The 17,877-nt window shown below is 69.2% G+C and carries 15 protein-coding genes and 1 riboswitch; of the genes, 12 read left to right on the forward strand and 3 right to left on the reverse strand.

The window, feature by feature from the left end; translation table 11 throughout:
* Positions 1 to 163: 163 nt before the first annotated feature.
* The 10 genes from N4G66_RS12330 (at position 164) to N4G66_RS12375 (ending at position 10,565) form a co-directional block, all read left to right on the forward strand.
* Positions 164 to 772, forward strand: a complete 609-nt coding sequence (locus N4G66_RS12330) for a CDP-alcohol phosphatidyltransferase family protein (RefSeq protein ID WP_261704088.1) — start codon at positions 164 to 166, stop codon at positions 770 to 772.
* Positions 773 to 888: 116 nt separating this feature from the next.
* Positions 889 to 3,384: a mannose-1-phosphate guanyltransferase gene (locus tag N4G66_RS12335; RefSeq protein ID WP_261704089.1), complete on the forward strand. Its 2,496-nt coding sequence runs from the start codon at positions 889 to 891 to the stop codon at positions 3,382 to 3,384.
* Between the two features lie 98 nt (positions 3,385 to 3,482).
* A complete protein-coding gene (locus N4G66_RS12340) occupies positions 3,483 to 4,391 on the forward strand; it encodes a DUF881 domain-containing protein (RefSeq protein ID WP_261704090.1) in 909 nt (302 codons plus the stop codon).
* Positions 4,388 to 4,720: a small basic family protein gene (locus tag N4G66_RS12345; protein ID WP_003988855.1), complete on the forward strand. Its 333-nt coding sequence runs from the start codon at positions 4,388 to 4,390 to the stop codon at positions 4,718 to 4,720. The genes N4G66_RS12340 and N4G66_RS12345 overlap by 4 nt, the downstream gene beginning before the upstream one ends.
* A gap of 5 nt (positions 4,721 to 4,725) precedes the next feature.
* Positions 4,726 to 5,571, forward strand: coding sequence for a DUF881 domain-containing protein (locus N4G66_RS12350; RefSeq protein WP_261704091.1), 846 nt, complete (start codon positions 4,726 to 4,728; stop codon positions 5,569 to 5,571).
* 61 nt (positions 5,572 to 5,632) lie between these two features.
* Positions 5,633 to 6,589, forward strand: coding sequence for a zinc-ribbon and FHA domain-containing protein (locus N4G66_RS12355; protein ID WP_261704092.1), 957 nt, complete (start codon positions 5,633 to 5,635; stop codon positions 6,587 to 6,589).
* Positions 6,590 to 6,632: 43 nt separating this feature from the next.
* A complete protein-coding gene (ftsR, locus tag N4G66_RS12360) occupies positions 6,633 to 7,388 on the forward strand; it encodes a transcriptional regulator FtsR (RefSeq protein WP_261704093.1) in 756 nt (251 codons plus the stop codon).
* A gap of 85 nt (positions 7,389 to 7,473) precedes the next feature.
* The gene (locus N4G66_RS12365; RefSeq protein WP_006123076.1) at positions 7,474 to 7,947 is read left to right on the forward strand and encodes a bifunctional nuclease family protein; all 474 of its coding nucleotides are present in this window, start codon (positions 7,474 to 7,476) and stop codon (positions 7,945 to 7,947) included.
* Between the two features lie 218 nt (positions 7,948 to 8,165).
* Complete coding sequence (locus tag N4G66_RS12370; RefSeq protein WP_261704094.1) at positions 8,166 to 8,840, forward strand: MerR family transcriptional regulator; 675 nt, start codon at positions 8,166 to 8,168, stop codon at positions 8,838 to 8,840.
* Positions 8,841 to 8,912: 72 nt separating this feature from the next.
* A complete protein-coding gene (locus N4G66_RS12375) occupies positions 8,913 to 10,565 on the forward strand; it encodes a DNA polymerase IV (RefSeq protein ID WP_261704095.1) in 1,653 nt (550 codons plus the stop codon).
* Here the strand turns inward: N4G66_RS12375 and N4G66_RS12380 are convergent.
* A complete protein-coding gene (locus tag N4G66_RS12380) occupies positions 10,490 to 10,858 on the reverse strand; it encodes a PRC-barrel domain-containing protein (protein WP_206301111.1) in 369 nt (122 codons plus the stop codon). The two genes, N4G66_RS12375 and N4G66_RS12380, sit on opposite strands and share 76 nt — an antisense overlap.
* 115 nt (positions 10,859 to 10,973) lie before the next feature.
* A riboswitch (glycine riboswitch) is annotated at positions 10,974 to 11,069 on the forward strand.
* Positions 11,070 to 11,246: 177 nt separating this feature from the next.
* Between N4G66_RS12380 and gcvP the strand changes: the two genes are divergently transcribed.
* Positions 11,247 to 14,132: an aminomethyl-transferring glycine dehydrogenase gene (gcvP, locus tag N4G66_RS12385; protein ID WP_261704096.1), complete on the forward strand. Its 2,886-nt coding sequence runs from the start codon at positions 11,247 to 11,249 to the stop codon at positions 14,130 to 14,132.
* A 135-nt stretch (positions 14,133 to 14,267) separates the two neighbouring features.
* Here the strand turns inward: gcvP and N4G66_RS12390 are convergent, their stop codons facing one another.
* Entirely contained in the window at positions 14,268 to 14,474 is a 207-nt protein-coding gene (locus N4G66_RS12390; RefSeq protein WP_261704097.1) for a DUF5999 family protein, read from the reverse strand.
* 374 nt (positions 14,475 to 14,848) lie between these two features.
* Positions 14,849 to 15,433 carry a hypothetical protein gene (locus N4G66_RS12395; protein WP_261704098.1) on the reverse strand — a complete coding sequence of 195 codons (585 nt, stop codon included), beginning with the start codon at positions 15,431 to 15,433 and terminating at the stop codon, positions 14,849 to 14,851.
* A gap of 540 nt (positions 15,434 to 15,973) precedes the next feature.
* Here N4G66_RS12395 and N4G66_RS12400 point away from each other — a divergent pair.
* Positions 15,974 to 17,491, forward strand: coding sequence for a glutamate-cysteine ligase family protein (locus tag N4G66_RS12400; protein WP_261704099.1), 1,518 nt, complete (start codon positions 15,974 to 15,976; stop codon positions 17,489 to 17,491).
* Positions 17,492 to 17,877 lie beyond the last annotated feature (386 nt).

A 17,877-nucleotide genomic window follows, 5' to 3' on the forward strand; every position in this document is an offset into this window, starting at 1 on the left:
CTCCGGCTCTCGGGAATTCTTCCCGAGAGCCGGAGCTTTTTTGTTTTCCGACAAAATTTTCCCGATGGCGCCTCTCCCTTGCCTCCCCCTCTGCGCTGTGGCGCCGGGGCTGCGGGTATGGTCAGGGGGCATCGTTGGCTCATTTCCCACAGGAGGCCCCCGGGTGGAGGTCCAGGAGACCCGTGTTCAGACGGACCGGGTCCTCACCATCCCGAACATCCTCAGCATGGCGCGTCTGCTCGGCGTACCCATCTTCCTGTGGTTGATCCTCAGGCCGGAGTTCGGTGGTCCCAAGAGCGACGGCTGGGCCCTGCTCATCCTCATGCTGAGCGGTATCACCGACTATCTGGACGGGAAGCTCGCCCGGCGCTGGAACCAGATCAGCAGCCTCGGCCGGCTACTGGATCCCGCTGCCGACAGGCTCTACATTCTGTCGACGCTTGTCGGGCTCACCTGGCGTGAGATTCTTCCGATCTGGCTGACGGCCGCGCTTCTCGCACGCGAGCTGGTTCTGCTGGTGATGGTGTGGATCCTCCGGCGTCACGGCTATCCGCCCCCGCAGGTGAACTTCCTAGGGAAGGCAGCCACCTTCAACCTGATGTACGCCTTCCCGTTGCTGCTGCTCAGCGACGCGAGCGGCTGGATCGCGACACTCGGCGCTATTTTCGGATGGGCGTTCGCCGGATGGGGTACAACCCTCTATTGGTGGGCAGGAGTCCTCTACGTGGTGCAGGTCCGCCGGTTGGTCCGGGCGGACACCATGGCCGATTGAGCTCGGCCCGATTGGGCGGCTGCAGTGCCCCGATGGCCCGCGCTCGAAAACTGCGGGACAATCAGGACGGGTGAAGTCGGCTGTACCGTCGTCTCTTCAAGGAGGACGCTTCCGACATGAAGGCCGTCGTGATGGCCGGAGGCGAAGGCACACGCCTTCGCCCAATGACCTCGAGCATGCCCAAGCCGCTCCTGCCGGTGGTGAACCGCCCGATCATGGAGCATGTGCTCAGGCTGCTCAAAAGGCATGGGCTCAACGAAACTGTCGTGACTGTCCAGTTCCTGGCCTCAATGGTCAAGAACTACTTCGGTGACGGTGAAGAGCTCGGCATGGAGCTCACCTATGCCAATGAGGAGAAGCCACTCGGTACTGCCGGGAGCGTCAAGAACGCCGAGGAGGCGTTGAAGGACGACGCCTTCCTCGTCATCTCCGGCGACGCACTTACCGACTTCGATCTCACCGAACTCATCAACTTCCACAAGGAGAAGGGCGCCCTCGTCACCGTCTGTCTGACGCGCGTCCCCAATCCGCTGGAATTCGGTATCACCATCGTGGACGAAGAAGGCAAGGTCGAGCGGTTCCTGGAGAAGCCGACCTGGGGCCAGGTCTTCTCGGACACCGTGAACACGGGCATCTATGTCATGGAGCCCGAGGTCTTCGACTATGTCGAGGCCGATGTCTCCGTCGACTGGTCCGGCGACGTCTTCCCCCAGCTGATGAAGGAAGGCAAGCCCGTCTACGGCTATATCGCCGAGGGCTACTGGGAGGACGTCGGCACGCACGAGAGCTATGTGAAGGCCCAGGCCGACGTCCTGGAGGGCAAGGTCGACGTCGAACTCGACGGGTTCGAGATCTCCCCGGGCGTATGGGTGGCCGAAGGCGCGGAGGTACATCCCGACGCCGTACTGCGCGGGCCGCTCTACATCGGGGACTACGCCAAGGTCGAGGCGGACGCCGAGATCCGCGAGCACACCGTCGTCGGCTCCAACGTCGTCGTCAAGACCGGCGCGTTCCTGCACCGGGCCGTCGTGCACGACAACGTGTACATCGGGCAGCACAGCAATCTGCGTGGCTGTGTGGTCGGGAAGAACACCGACATCATGCGCGCCGCCCGCATCGAGGACGGCGCCGTGATCGGCGACGAGTGCCTCGTCGGCGAAGAATCGATCATTCAGGGCAACGTCCGCGTCTATCCGTTCAAGACCATCGAGGCCGGCGCCTTCGTCAACACCTCGGTGATCTGGGAGTCGCGCGGTCAGGCCCACCTCTTCGGCGCTCGTGGCGTCTCCGGGATTTTGAACGTCGAGATCACCCCGGAGCTGGCCGTGCGTCTGGCGGGGGCCTACGCGACGACCCTCAAGAAGGGCTCCACCGTCACCACGGCCCGCGACCACTCCCGAGGTGCCCGTGCGCTGAAGCGCGCGGTGATCTCGGCGCTGCAGGCCAGCGCCATCGACGTGCGCGACCTGGAGAACGTACCGCTGCCCGTGGCCCGGCAGCAGACGGCCCGTGGCAGTGCGGGCGGAATCATGATCCGGACGACACCCGGAGTGCCCGACTCCGTCGACATCATGTTCTTCGACGGGCAGGGCGCCGACCTGTCGCAGGGCGGTCAGCGGAAGCTGGACCGGGTGTTCGCACGACAGGAGTACCGGCGCGCGTTCCCCGGCGAGATCGGGGACCTGCACTTCCCCGCCAGCGTCTTCGACTCGTACACGGGATCACTGCTGCGGAATGTCGACACCACCGGTATCGCTGATTCCGGGCTGAAAGTGGTCGTCGACGCCTCCAACGGCAGTGCCGGACTGGTGCTGCCCAGCCTGCTGGGCAAGCTCGGTGTGGACTCCCTGGTCATCAATCCCGGTCTCGACGAGTCCAGGCCGACCGAGACGGCGGAGACGCGGCGGGCCGGCCTGGTGCGGCTGGGCGAGATCGTCGCGTCCGCGCGGGCCGCGTTCGGAGTGCGCTTCGACCCGGTGGGCGAGCGGCTCTCGCTCGTCGACGAGAAGGGGCGGATCGTCGAGGACGACCGGGCCCTGCTCGTCATGCTCGACCTGGTGGCCGCCGAGCGGCGCAGTGGGCGAGTGGCGCTGCCGGTCACCACGACACGGATCGCCGAGCAGGTGGCGGCGTACCACGGCACGCAGGTGGAGTGGACGACCACGTCTCCGGACGACCTGACGCGGGTCGGCCGCGAAGAGACGACGATCTTCGGCGGCGACGCACGCGGCGGCTTCATCATTCCCGAGTTCAGCGGCGTCTTCGACGGCGCGGCCGCGTTCGTGCGGCTCATCGGTCTGGTGGCGCGGACGCAGCTCACGCTCAGCCAGATCGACGCGCGGATTCCGCGGGCGCATGTCCTCAAGCGGGATCTCGCGACTCCGTGGGCCGTGAAGGGACTGGTGATGCGCCGGGTCGTGGAGGAGGCGGGAGACCGCTTCGTGGACACGACGGACGGCGTACGGGTCGTGGAGACGGACGGGCGTTGGGTGATGGTGCTGCCGGACCCTGCCGAGGCGGTGACCCATCTGTGGGCGGAGGGCCCGGACGACGCCTCCGCGGAGGCTCTGCTCGACGAGTGGGCGGCTGTGGTGGACAGCGCCGGCCGCTGAAACGATCTTCACTCGTACGTGTCGGACAAGTGTCCCCAAGGGGGCCTGTCCGGCACGTTGGTGGGGCCATTCGGAGGTAGCACCCGCGACGTGCGACGATGTGCGGCATGCCGCAGCAGCCCCCCGTTCGGAGCAGCGCTCCGCGCCCCCCGCGCCCGGACGCCTCCATGTCGCTGCTCACCAACGTCATGGATCACAGCCTCGACGAGGGGTACGCCGAGGCGGCCGCCCGCAGGGAGGCCGAGGGCGCCGTCGGCATGCCGAAGACGGTCCGGGCCAAGCTGGGTCTTGCCGCGGGTCTGGTGCTCGCGGCGCTCGTGGTCACCGTGGGAGCGGCGAACGCTCGGCTGGCGGCCCCGGTCGTCGCCAAGGAGCGCCAGGAGCTCATCGACCGCATCGAGCGCGAGACGACGGCCGCGGACAAGCTGGAGAACGGCGTCGACACCCTGCGCGCCGATGTGAGCGCACGCCAGCGGGTGGCGCTGAAGAAGGACGGCGGCGGTGAGCAGGCCGACCTCGTGAGCATTCTGTCGGGTGCCACCGACGTGCACGGACCGGGCGTGAAGCTCGTCGTCAACGACGCGAAGGAAGCCAGCACGGGCGGTGACGGCACCAATCCGCGGGAGACCTCGGGATTCTCCGACACCGGACGGGTGCGGGACCGTGACATGCAGCGCGTGGTCAACGGCCTCTGGGAGTCGGGCGCCGAGGCCGTCTCCGTCAATGGACAGCGGCTGACCGCTCTGTCGGCCATCAGGGCCGCGGGTGACGCGATACTGGTCGACAACAAGCCGCTGGTGCCGCCGTACACGGTGCTCGCGGTGGGGGACGGCCAGCGGCTCAGCACCAGGTTCCAGAACAGCGCCGACGGGCTGTATCTGCATGCCCTGCAGGAGAACTACGGCATCAGGACCAGCATCTCCGCCGAGGGCGATGTCCGGTTGTCCGCCGCACCGAGCGTGATCGTACGTACAGCAGAGCCGAGAACAGAGAAGGGTACACCGTGATCGCCGTACTGGGCCTCGTCGTGGGAGTCGTGGCTGGATTGTTGGTCCGGCCCGAGGTTCCGGCGGTTGTCGAGCCTTACCTTCCGATCGCCGTCGTGGCGGCGCTCGACGCCGTGTTCGGCGGTCTGCGCGCGATGCTCGACGGCATCTTCGACGACAAGGTCTTCGTGGTCTCGTTCCTGTCGAACGTGGTCGTCGCCGCGCTGATTGTTTTCCTGGGTGACAAGTTGGGCGTGGGTGCCCAGCTGTCCACGGGTGTCGTGGTCGTCCTCGGCATCCGGATCTTCTCCAATGCCGCGGCGATCCGCCGGCACGTGTTCCGGGCGTGAGGCCGATGAGCAACGAGAACGAAGACGAAACCCCCGAGAACCCGCTGCGCGAAGAGCTGCCGGAAGAGGTCCCCGCGGCCGCGGAGGAGCCCGAGCCGGAGGCGGCCGAGGAGAACGGCGTGCCGTCGCTGTCCGGCCGTCAGAGGCTGGGCAAGGGGTTGTGGCCGCCGCGGGTGTCGCGTGCCCAACTCATCGTCGCCGTGCTGCTGTTCGGCCTCGGCTTCGGCCTGGCCGTCCAGGTGGCGTCCAACAGCGACGGCGACAGCGCCCTGCGCGGCGCGCGTCAGGAAGATCTCGTGCGCATTCTCGATGAACTCGACAGCCGTACTCAGCGTCTTGAGGACGAGAAGCAGGGTCTCGAGGATCAGCGCACCGAGCTGGAGAACAGCTCGAACCAGGCCGAGGAGGCCCGCAAGCAGACGGTCGAGAAGGAGAAGCAACTCGGCATTCTGGCGGGCACCGTGGCCGCTCAGGGCCCCGGCATCACCCTGACGATCGACGACGCGAAGGGGGCGGTCAAGGCGGACATGCTGCTCGACGCGATCCAGGAGCTGCGCGCCGCCGGCGCGGAGGCGATCCAGGTGAACGGCGTGCGCGTGGTAGCCGGTACCTATCTGGCCGACTCCGGAAGCGGAGTGAAGGTCGACGGGAACAAGATCACCCAGCCCTATCGTTTCAAGGTCATCGGCAAGCCGCAGGACCTCGAGCCGGCGCTGAACATTCCGGGAGGCGTGGTGCAGACACTGGAGAAGGAGCAGGCCATCGTCACGGTGGACCGCTCGACGAAGATCGTCGTCGATGCCTTGCGACCGGCGGAGCGGCCTGACTACGCTCAGTCGTCCTCCCGGTGAACGGCGGTCGCATGGGGGTCGCCGGGCGCGGGCAGGAGGTTGCGGGGGGTCGGCGCACCGAATGGGTGGTGCGTGGTGGAAACTGTCTGGTGGATACGGACGTTGTGAGGATGTCCGGGTCGACCGGTGTGTTCAATCAGGGTTCGTCCTGCCCCACGGGCGGGTCTGTTTCGGTCAAGGGGAATCGCCCGTGAAGTTGTTTGCGAAGTTGTTCGGCAAGAGCACGCGAGAGGACAGTGGCGACAACGCGACTGCCCGTCATCGTGCACCGCGCCAGGGAGACGCGGAGGCCCAGAGCGGCGACCGCCCGCTGTTCCGGGACCAGGTCACCGGTCCCGGTGGTCCTGGCGCGTCGTCTGTTGACCCTGCCCAGTCCGGCCGCATAGGTTTCGGGGAACCGTCAGCCTCAAGCACGGGTGGAGGGTTCGCCTCCGATCCGTATGCGTCCCATGCCCCAGGTGGGCAGCCGCGGCAGGAGGATCCGTCCATGTCGGCCCAGGTGTGTACGAGGTGCGGGAACCGGAACGCGGAGAACAGCCGGTTCTGTTCCAACTGCGGTGCGCCGCTGCGGGGTGGACCGGAGCGTCCGTCGGAGCAGACGTCGACGATCTCCATCTCCGGCATCGAGGCCTACGACGCCGAGGTGACGGGTCAGACGCCCTCGCCGATGCTCTCCCCGGAGGCTCAGGCGGCCGTCGACGCGCTGCCGGTCGGCTCGGCGCTCCTGGTGGTGCGCCGTGGCCCCAACTCGGGCAGCCGCTTCCTGCTGGACGGTGAGCTGACCACGGCCGGGCGTCATCCGCAGAGCGACATCTTCCTCGACGACGTGACGGTGTCGCGTCGGCATGTGGAGTTCCGTCGTGTCGCGGACGGTTCGTTCACGGTCGCCGATGTGGGCAGCCTGAACGGCACGTACGTCAATCGGGAGCGGATCGACCAGGTCCCGCTGTCGAACGGTGACGAGGTGCAGATCGGCAAGTACCGGCTGGTGTTCTACGCGAGCCAGCAGGGCATCTGAACCCTCCCCCAACTCCGTCCGGGGGGACACCGAGGGAATGTCCATGCTTCAAACACCGAGCGGCGGTGCCGGCAGTGGTACCGCCGCCGCGGACAGCGGGCTGATGAGCATCGGCGCGGTGCTGAGCTCGCTGCGCGACGAGTTCCCCGAAGTCACCATCTCCAAGATCAGGTTCCTGGAGTCGGAGGGGCTCGTCGAGCCGCGGCGGACCCCTTCGGGGTACCGCAAGTTCAGCGCGAACGACGTCGAACGCCTCGGCCACGTCCTGAGGATGCAGCGCGACCACTACCTCCCGTTGAAGGTGATCCGCGAGCACCTGGACGCCCTGTCGCGCGGTGAGCAGGTGCGTCTGCCCTCCGTGGGCCGCCAGCGCGACGCGGGTGAGGGAGAACCCCTCGGCGAGCTCTACGGCGAGCCCGAGGGGCCCACGGCGGCCCGGGTGGGCCGTGCCGAGCTGCTGGCCGCCGCGGAGATCGGTGAGCAGCAGCTCCAGGAGTGGGAGTCGTACGGACTGATCGGCCCTTTGCCCGACGGGGTCTACGACGCCGAGGCGGTGACGGTCGCCGCGCTCGTCGTCGAGCTGGGGCGCTTCGGGATCGAGCCGCGCCATCTGCGGGCGATGAAGGCCGCGGCGGAGCGTGACGCGGGACTGGTGGACCAGGTGGTCGCCCCTCTGCGGCGCCACCGCAATCCGCAGACCCGGGCGCACGCGGAGGCCCGCACGAAGGAACTCGCGGGCCTCACGGTGAAGCTGCACGCGGCACTCGTGCAGACCGCGCTGGGTGTGCGGCTGCGCTGACCCGGGGGCCGGCGCGGGCTCTGGATCGCCCACCCGTTCTGTGCCCGACTACCCAAACGTCCCGAGCACGGCCTAGGGTTGCTGTGTGAACGAGCTCGATGTCGTAGGTGTCCGGGTCGAAATGCCCTCCAACCAGCCGATCGTGCTTCTGCGTGAAGTGGGAGGCGATCGCTACCTCCCCATCTGGATCGGACCGGGGGAGGCGACGGCGATCGCCTTCGCTCAGCAGGGCATGGCCCCCGCGCGACCGCTGACCCACGACCTGTTCAAGGACGTGCTGGAGGCCGTCGGCCAGGAGCTCACCGAAGTACGTATCACGGACCTGCGCGAGGGCGTCTTCTACGCCGAGCTCGTCTTCGCCAGCGGGGTCGAGGTGAGTGCCCGGCCGTCCGACGCCATAGCGCTTGCCCTGCGCACCGGAACGCCGATCTACGGCAGCGACGGGGTGCTCGACGACGCGGGTATCGCGATTCCCGACGAGCAGGAGGACGAGGTGGAGAAGTTCCGAGAGTTCCTCGACCAGATCTCGCCCGAGGACTTCGGCACCAACAGCCAGTGACGCGGGCGAGAAGAGGACCGCTCCGGGCGGCATTTGCCCGCGGCGAGTGTGGTGTGCCGCGGCCCGTGCCGGGAGCATTCGGCTAGCCTTTCCCCGCGGTAGGGCACGGGAAACCACCCTTAGGGTGATTATCACTCGGCGTGCCGAGTGTGGCGATCGTTGACGCGCCCCTGGTGACTGCCTACCGTCGAGAAGGCAGGTCAAGGACGGAGGTCGGCGTGAGAAGCAGCGGCGACGGTACGGCTGGGGGTGCTCCCGGACGCGGTCCGGGGGAGAGCGGCCCGTACCCTCCCCCAAGCTCTCGGCTCGACTCGAGCGGGGGGCGTCCCCAGCATGGCAGCGCGGTCGATCACGTTCCGCGGCGGCCGACAGCAGTGCCCGGTGAGGGAGGGACTGTTCCCGAGGAGGTCGGTTACCGAGGGCCCACGGCGTGCGCCGCGGCGGGCATCACCTACCGGCAGCTGGACTACTGGGCGCGGACCGGACTGGTCGAGCCCAGCGTGCGTCCCGCCTACGGGTCGGGGACGCAGCGTCTGTACAGCTTCCGGGACGTGGTGGTCCTGAAGATCGTCAAGCGGTTCCTCGACACCGGGGTGGCGCTGCAGAACATCCGCACCACGGTCCAGCACCTGAGGGAACGCGGCTTCCAGGACCTGGAGCGCATGACGCTGATGAGCGACGGCGCGACGGTCTACGAGTGCACGTCGCCCGACGAGGTGCACGCGCTTCTGCAGGGCGGCCAGGGTGTCTTCGGCATCGCCGTGGGCGTGGTGTGGCGGGATGTCGAGAGCGCCCTGTCGCAGTTGCACGGGGAGCGCGTGGACACCGGTGAGACGCTCCTCGGGCACAATCCCGCCGACGAGCTGGCGCGCAGGCGTAACCGCGCGGTGTGACGCGCGCCTTTCGATGACGTGATGCCCCGGCGTGCCGGGGCATTGTCAGTGGCGTAGGGCAGCATCGGAGATGTGAGAACCACACCCACGATCCTGCATCTCGACATGGATGCCTTCTTCGCCTCGGCGGAGCAGGCGTCCAAGCCGAGCCTGCGCGGGAAGGCCGTCGTGGTGGGCGGGCTCGGACCCCGCGGAGTAGTCGCCACCGCCTCGTACGAGGCGCGCGTCTTCGGGGTGAACTCGGCGATGCCCATGGCGCAGGCCCGCAGGCGCGCGCCGAACGCCGCCTATCTCGTGCCGCGCTTCGGGCTCTACCGAGAGGTCAGCGAACAGGTGATGGGGCTGTTGCGGGCTCTGTCGCCGCTGGTGGAGCCGCTGAGCCTGGACGAGGCGTTCGTGGACCTGGAGGCGGGCGGGACGGCCTGGGACGACGCCTCGGCGCGGCTGGCCGGTGCCAAGCTGCGCGCGGACATCCGGGCGGTCACGGGGCTCACGGGATCGGTGGGGCTCGCCGCCTCCAAGATGCTGGCGAAGATCGCTTCTGAGCAGGCCAAGCCCGACGGTCTGGTGCTGATCGAGCCGGGCACCGAGCGTGCGCTGCTGGGGCCGATGCCGGTGCGGACGCTGCCGGGTGTGGGGCCGGCCACCGGCGACCATCTGCGGCGGGCCGGCATCGCCACCGTCGAGGAGCTCGCCGAGGCGGGCGAGGACGAACTCGTACGGCTGCTGGGGAAGGCCCATGGGCACGCGCTGTTCGCGATGGCGCTGGCCCACGACGTGCGGCCGGTGGTGGCCGAGCGGGAGACCAAGTCGGTGTCGGTCGAGGACACGTACGACGTGGACATCCACGACCGGGTCCGGGTGGAGCTGGAGGTGCAGCGGCTCGCGGACCGGTGTGTGCGGCGGCTGCGCCGGGCCGGGTTGTCGGGGCGGACGATCGTGCTGAAGGTGCGCAAGTACGACTTCTCGACGCTGACCCGGTCCGAGACGCTGCGGGGGCCCACGGACGACCCCGGCGTCGTCCGGGAGGCCGCTGCCCGGCTGCTGGAGGGCGTGGACACGACCGGAGGCGTGCGCCTGCTGGGGGTCGGTGTCTCCGGGCTTGCCGACTACACGCAGGAGGACCTGTTCGCACAGGCGCAGGCCGCTGCCGTGGGGGAGGCGGCGGCCGAGGAGGGTTCCGCGGACGAGCCGGCCGAAGAGGCCGCCGCGGAGGCGGTGGCGCCCCCGGAGCGGCGGTGGCCCTCCGGGCACGACGTGTGTCATGCCGAGTACGGGCACGGATGGGTACAGGGGAGCGGGCTGGGGAGGGTCACGGTGCGGTTCGAGACGCCGTACTCCGAGCCCGGCCGGGTGCGGACCTTCCGGACGGACGATCCGCGGCTGGAGCCGGCGGACCCGCTGCCCCTGGTGGAGCGAGGACCCGAGGACGCCGACGCGTTCCCGGCGGGTGCCGGGCCGTCGGGGTCACAGGCCGTGACGCGGGGCCCGCGCGTGGGCCCCGACCCACGCGCGGGCGGGGACCTGGACACGAGTCCGGGCCCGGACCGGCGTGTGGGCCGGGCCACGGGCCTGGACGTGGACCCGGACCGGGCTGTGGGCCCGGGCCCGGACCTGGGTGCCGGCGCGGAACCGGCCGTCCGGGACGCTCAGGCGTCCTCCGTGCCCGCGAGCCGGCCGAAGTCCCGGTCCGGCGGTGGAGGGGACGCCACGTCGAGGCCGTAGTGGTGGTAGAGCTGGAGTTCCTGTTCGGGGGAGAGGTGACGCCCGACGCCGAAGTCGGGGGCGTCCTTGATCAGCGCTCGGTCGAAGGGGATGCGAAGGGTCCCCTCGACGATCTCGCTGGGCTCCAGGGGCACGAAGGCGTCCCTGCTGAACAGCCCGGTGCGTATGGCCGCCCACTCCGGCACACCGGTCGCGTCGTCGAGGTAGACCTCGTCGATCGTGCCGATCTTGGTGCCATTGCTGTCGAACGCCTTGCGGCCGATCAGGTTGCGCGGATCGATGTCGGTCTGCACGGTCCCTCCACGTGGTCGCAAACTCATCCGTAAGTACTACAAAAGAGCAGATTTGTGAAGGCGGCCACTCGAAGGCTGATGTCCAGTCCTCGCTGGTAGGCTGGCAGGCGGCTGCTGATCCCGTGCGGGAGAGTCCTCCAGATTTCACCGGAGGCGCCGAAGGAGCAAATCCTCCCCGGAATCTCTCAGGCTCACGTACCGCACGGACGAGGTCACTCTGGAAAGCAGAGCGGGTGTCGATGGCCTCCGCTCTCACCGACGGTGAAAGTCGGACCGTCCGCGGACGGTCCGGTGAAGCTCTCAGGTTGAGATGACAGAGGGGGAGGCCGTCGGGGTACCCGTGCCGGGGTGCCCCTCGAAGGTCGCGTCAGACCAGGAGGCCTCCGCCATGACCGCCCCTCGCATTCCGCTTTCCGAGCTCGAACAGGGAATTCCCTTCGAGCAGCGCCACATCGGGCCCGACTCCGAAGCACGGGCCAAGATGCTCGCGCAGGTCGGATACGGCTCGCTCGACGAGCTGACGGCCGCCGCGGTGCCGGACGTGATCAAGAACGCCGAGGCCCTGAAGCTGCCGGCCGCGCGCACCGAGGCCGAGGTACTGGCCGAGCTCCGCTCCCTCGCGGACCGCAACGAGGTGCTCGGCTCGATGATCGGCCTCGGTTACTACGGCACGTTCACGCCGCCGGTGATCCTGCGCAACGTCATGGAGAACCCGGCCTGGTACACCGCGTACACGCCGTACCAGCCGGAGATCTCGCAGGGCCGTCTCGAGGCACTCCTGAACTTCCAGACCGTCGTCGCCGAGCTGACCGGCCTGCCGACCTCCGGCGCGTCGCTCCTCGACGAGGGCACGGCCGCCGCCGAGGCGATGGCGCTGTCCCGCCGCATGGGCAAGAACAAGAAGGGCCTCTTCCTGGTCGACGCGGACGCCCTTCCGCAGACCATCGCCGTCATAGAGACCCGCGCCGAGCCGACCGGCGTCGAGATCGTCGTCGCCGACCTCTCCGAAGGCATCCCGGCCGACCTCGCCGGGCGCGAGATCAACGGCGTGCTGATCCAGTACCCGGGCGCCTCCGGTGCCGTGCGCGACATCAAGCCGATCGTCGAGCAGGCGCACGAGCTGGGCGCGGTCGTCACCGTCGCGGCCGATCTGCTCGCCCTGACCCTGCTCACCTCGCCCGGCGAGCTCGACGCGGACATCGCGGTCGGTACGACGCAGCGCTTCGGTGTGCCGATGGGCTTCGGCGGACCGCACGCCGGTTATATGGCGGTGCGCGAGAAGTTCGCGCGCAGCCTCCCCGGCCGGCTGGTCGGTGTGTCCGTGGACGCCGACGGGAACAAGGCGTACCGCCTCGCCCTGCAGACGCGTGAGCAGCACATCCGCCGCGAGAAGGCGACCAGCAACATCTGTACGGCTCAGGTGCTGCTCGCCGTGATGGCCGGCATGTACGCCGTCCACCACGGTCCCGACGGCCTGCGGACCATCGCACGGCGTACCCACCGCTACGCCACCGTCCTTGCCGCGGGGCTCACCGCCGGCGGCGTCGAGCTCGTGCACGGCGCGTACTTCGACACCCTCACCGTGCGGGTCCCGGGCCGCGCCGCCGAGATCGTCGCCGCCGCCCGCGACCATGGCGTCAACCTCCACCGCGTCGACGCCGACCAGGTGTCGATCTCGTGCGACGAGACGACCACGCGCGATCAGCTGGCCGCCGTGTGGACCGCCTTCGGTGTCGACGGTGACATCGAGGCGCTGGACGCGAGCGCCGAGGACACGCTGCCGGCCGCGCTCCTGCGCACCGACGATTACCTCACGCACCCCGTCTTCCACCAGCACCGCTCCGAGACCGCGATGCTGCGCTACCTGCGCAAGCTCTCCGACCGCGACTACGCGCTCGACCGCGGCATGATCCCGCTGGGCTCCTGCACCATGAAGCTCAACGCGACCACCGAGATGGAGCCGGTCACCTGGCCCGAGTTCGGGCAGCTGCACCCCTTCGCGCCCGCCGAGCAGGCGCGCGGCTATCTGACCCTGATCCACGAGCTGGAGGACCAGCTCGCCGAGGTCACCGGCTACGACAAGGTGTCGCTCCAGCCCAACGCCGGTTCGCAGGGCGAGCTGGCCGGTCTGCTGGCCGTCCGCGGCTACCACCGTGCCAACGGCGACGACCAGCGCACCGTCTGCCTCATCCCGTCCTCCGCGCACGGCACCAACGCAGCCAGCGCCGTGATGGCCGGCATGAAGGTCGTCGTCGTGAAGACCGCGGACGACGGCGAGATCGACGTCCAGGACCTGCGGGCCAAGATCGAGCAGTACCGCGACGAACTGTCGGTGCTGATGATCACCTACCCCTCGACGCACGGTGTGTTCGAGGAGCACGTCGCCGACATCTGCGCCCAGGTGCACGAGGCCGGCGGCCAGGTCTACGTCGACGGCGCCAATCTCAACGCCCTGGTGGGCCTCGCCAAGCCGGGCCACTTCGGCGGCGACGTCTCGCACCTGAACCTGCACAAGACCTTCTGCATCCCGCACGGCGGCGGCGGCCCCGGCGTCGGCCCGGTCGGTGTGCGCGCGCACCTGGCGCCGTACCTGCCGAACCACCCGCTCCAGCCCGAGGCCGGTCCCGAGACGGGTGTCGGCCCGATCTCGGCGGCTCCCTGGGGCTCCGCCGGCATTCTGCCCATCTCCTGGTCGTACGTCCGGCTGATGGGCGGCGAGGGCCTCAAGCGCGCCACGCAGGTGGCCGTGCTCTCCGCCAACTACATCGCCAAGCGCCTGGAGCCGCACTACCCGGTGCTGTACACCGGTCCCGGCGGCCTGGTCGCGCACGAGTGCATCATCGACCTGCGTCCGCTCACCAAGGCGACCGGCGTGAGCGTCGACGACATCGCCAAGCGCCTCATCGACTACGGCTTCCACGCGCCGACGATGTCGTTCCCGGTGGCCGGCACGCTGATGATCGAGCCGACCGAGTCCGAGGACCTGGGCGAGCTCGACCGGTTCTGCGACGCGATGATCGCGATCCGCGCGGAGATCGAGAAGGTCGGCTCCGGCGAGTGGGCGGTGGACGACAACCCGCTGCGTGGGGCGCCGCACACCGCCGCCGCGCTCGGCGGCGGCTGGGAGCACCCGTACAGCCGCGAGGAGGCGGTCTTCCCGGCCGGTGTCTCGGCCGCCGACAAGTACTGGCCGCCGGTGCGCCGCATCGACCAGGCGTACGGCGACCGTAACCTCGTCTGCTCCTGCCCGCCGCTGGACGCCTACGAGGACTGATCAGCGCTCGGCACGTGGACGGCTACGGGGAGTGATCACCCTCGGACATGCGTCGGGGCCGGTTCGGAGAGTACGTCTCCGGGCCGGCCCCTCGTGTGTCTGGGCGGCCTGCCACGGCCGCCCGGGTCGTGCGGCTCAGGCGGCCGTCATCACCGGCGCGCCGCCCAGCGGGCGGTGCGGGGCGATGATCTGGCCGTCCGGCAGGAGCTCACCGGTGTCCTCGAAGAGCAGAACGCCGTTGCACAGCAGGCTCCATCCCTGCTCCGGATGGTGCGCCGCAAGACGGGCGGACTCCCGGTCGGCTGATTCGGCTGACGGACACGGTGGCTGGTGCTGGCACATGGATGGGATCTTTCGCTGGGTCGAGATGTGAGTGATGGCTGTGGTGTCTGTCTTGCGGCTCGAGATACTCATGGCCGCCCCCCGTTGGTGTGTGGTCTGACCCCAGTGTTGCCCCACGGGCGTCAATCCGCAGGGATTTGAGGGCACCGCTTCTCACAGGTTGATGACGCATCACCCGTGCGGAGGGTTCACCTCAACTGCGCTGTCCTTTCGGGTGGTTCGAGGTGACCGAATGGGGCTAGTCCGGTCGGTCCGGAGCGCGTTTCCCCTCGTACGAGCGCCCTCGGGCCCTAACGAGCGAGCAGGTTCTCCGGGGTGTTGACAACGATGTGCCCCGCGGCCGGGGGACGGCCGCGGGGCACGGATACCGAGGCTCAGGCGGGTGAGCCGAGCAAGGGCGCGGGGGTGACCCGGTGGGTGAGGACCGGCAGCAGTTCGGCGACGTGGTACGGACGGTGCGCGGCGATGCCGGGCGGTGCGGGTGCGAGCGGGACCAGGAGGTCGGTGGCGGCGGGATGGCCGGTGGCGCCGTCCGCCGTGCAGTCGCCGTGCAGCCAGAGGGTCAGCATGTACAGCTCCGGCACGGACAACAGGCGCGCCTGGTAGGGCTGTTGCATGGTCTCGGCCTGTCGTACGGCGCGTTCCGTCGCGGCGATGTAGGGGCCCTCGAAGAAGCGTGAGAAGGCCCAGCCGTCCGGGGTCAGCATGGTGTCGGCCGCGGCCACCGCACGGTCACCGCAACGGATCAGAAAACGCCACCCGGCGAGCCGGGTGGCGGAGGCGCCCGCGGGAGTGATGCGATCCAGGACGTGGACGGGCAGCGGGAGTTCGGGGGTGGCGGGACCCTGCGCCAGGCGCAGGGACGGGGTGCGGGCTTCGCGGACAGCGGTGGGGGAACCGAGTGCCGTGAGAACGGTGCGCAGGGCGGGCGCGGGAGCCGGGGGTACGTGCAGCGGCATGGTGGGTCGCCTCTCATTCGACAGGCACAGTGGCGCGAGGGCGGGGGCGGACGGCGCTGTCAGCTCTCGGGTCAGAGGGGCGAGGGGTCTGGATCCGCCGACAGGGTGTCGCCTGCCGTCGTCACCGTGACGACAGGACCTAGGACCGCGAGCGCCAACTCTCTGCCTCGGTAGCGGAGTTTATACGACGCGTGTTCAGACGGTGTTTCGTCTAGTCGTCCCGAATACGAAGAACAAGGCGCTATTCGGTCGATGAAACGAGGGATTCATCCCGGTTCTGCGCGGTCGAACCGCGGTGACCTCGGAATATTCCGCCGGAGCGGTCGGCCGATTCTCGTCGGTGTTTTTCACGAGATCATGTCGGGCGGTAAACTTGCTTATTGCTCCATGCCTGGTGAATGTGCCCGGGGCCGATGTCCAGCGTAGCGTTCGAAGAGCGCGCGCGGGACGTTATGGATCGCGTTGCCTGGGCATCATCCCCCGTGACCCGGGACGCCAGGGCCGGAGTGTCGGCCTGCCCATCCGAGGAGGGACACTTCGATGGGGGAGAAGGTCGTGGCAGGGACGTTCGGCCTGTCTGATCGGCAGCACTACCGCGACAAGCTCCGACAGTGTCTGGCGGGGCTGGAGCGACTGCTGGAGGAGAAGCGGTTCGACCGCCCGAAGAACCTGATGGGTCTGGAGATCGAATTGAATCTCGCAGGGCCCGACGGCATGCCCAGAATGATGAATGGGCAAGTGCTCGAAAGGATTGCGAGCCGCGATTTCCAAACAGAACTCGCCATGTTCAACCTGGAAGTCAACATAGCCCCACACCGATTGGGCGGCCGGGTATTCGACCGGCTCGCCGAGGAGATCCGCACCTCGCTCGCGTATGCGCACCGGAAAGCCAGTGAGGTCGACGCCGGAATCGTGATGATCGGCATCCTGCCGACGCTGGGCCAGGACGATCTGGTGTCCTCGAACCTCTCGGACGTCGACCGCTACACGCTGCTCAACGATCAGATCGTGGCCGCGCGCGGAGAGGATTTCGAACTCGACATCGACGGTGTGGAGCGTTTGGTCTGCAGGTCGGGATCCATCGCGCCCGAAGCCGCCTGCACCTCCGTGCAGTTGCACCTCCAGGTCACCCCGGGCCGGTTCGCCGATGTGTGGAACGCGGCGCAGGCGGTCGCGGCTGTGCAGGTCGCGGTCGGGGCCAACTCGCCGTTCCTGTTCGGGCACGAGCTGTGGCGGGAGTCGAGACCTCCGCTGTTCCAGCAGTCCACCGACACGCGGCCGCCTGAGCTGCAGGCGCAGGGAGTCCGGCCGCGCACCTGGTTCGGCGAGCGGTGGGTCTCCTCGGCGTACGACCTCTTCGAGGAGAACCTGCGGTTCTTTCCGCCCCTGCTGCCCATCTGCGACGAGGAGGATCCGCTCGGAGTCCTCGACGCCGGGGGCGTACCCAAGCTCGCCGAACTGGTGCTGCACAACGGCACGGTGTACCGCTGGAACCGGCCTGTGTACGGCATCGCCGACGGCGTCCCGCATCTGCGCGTCGAGAACCGGGTGCTGCCCGCCGGCCCGACCGTCACCGATGTCATCGCCAACGCCGCCTTCTACTACGGGCTGATCCGCGCGCTCGCCGAGGAGCCGCGTCCGGTGTGGACGAGGCTGTCCTTCGAGGCCGCCGCCGCCAACTTCGACGCGGCCTGCCGGTACGGCATCGACGCGCGCCTGGAGTGGCCGCGGCGCGGCCGTTACGGCGGGACCGCGCAGGTGGATGCCGTGAACCTGGTGCGCGACGAGCTGCTGCCGCTCGCCGCGGCCGGGCTGGACGCGTGGGGTGTCGAGCCCGCCGACCGGGACTTCTACCTGGGCGTGATCGAGGACCGGTGCAGGCTGCGTGTCAACGGCGCGACCTGGCAGGCGGCGACCTTCCACCGGGCCCTGGAGAAGGGACTCGGGCGCGATGCCGCGCTGGCCGCGACGACGAGGCGGTACGGCGAGCTGATGCATCTCGGGGAGCCGGTGCACACCTGGCCGGTGGGGCTCCCGGAGCCGGTTCCACTGGGGTGACTCGGGCCGTGCGCGGCTGCTGCACTCGGGCTGATGCGGTGGCGCCCGGGTCGATGCCGGGGGCGGAACCCGGGCCGGACGTTCCCGCGTGGCCGGTGTGCGCAGGCCGATCCGGTCGGCGGGTCGTGCCGACGTGTCGATGTGTCCGCCTGTGGCCGGTCGGGTGGCGGGGCGGTGTGCTCGTTGCGGTTCGGTCTCATGCGGGGCGCCCAGCCCCAGCCGGAGGCGGCGCGGGTGCCTCGGGACGGAGAACCGGTACCAGGACCGGCGTCCCACTGTGACCGGTGCGTGTCGGCGATCCGGCCGACGGGCCGTGTGGGTGCGTGGGCGTGCGGCCGTCGGACGGAGGGTGTGGGGCGTGTGGCCGGTCGGGCTGAGGCCGTGGG

Origin of the sequence: Streptomyces rhizosphaerihabitans, assembly GCF_025399795.1 — a bacterium.
GTDB lineage: Bacteria > Actinomycetota > Actinomycetes > Streptomycetales > Streptomycetaceae > Streptomyces > Streptomyces rhizosphaerihabitans.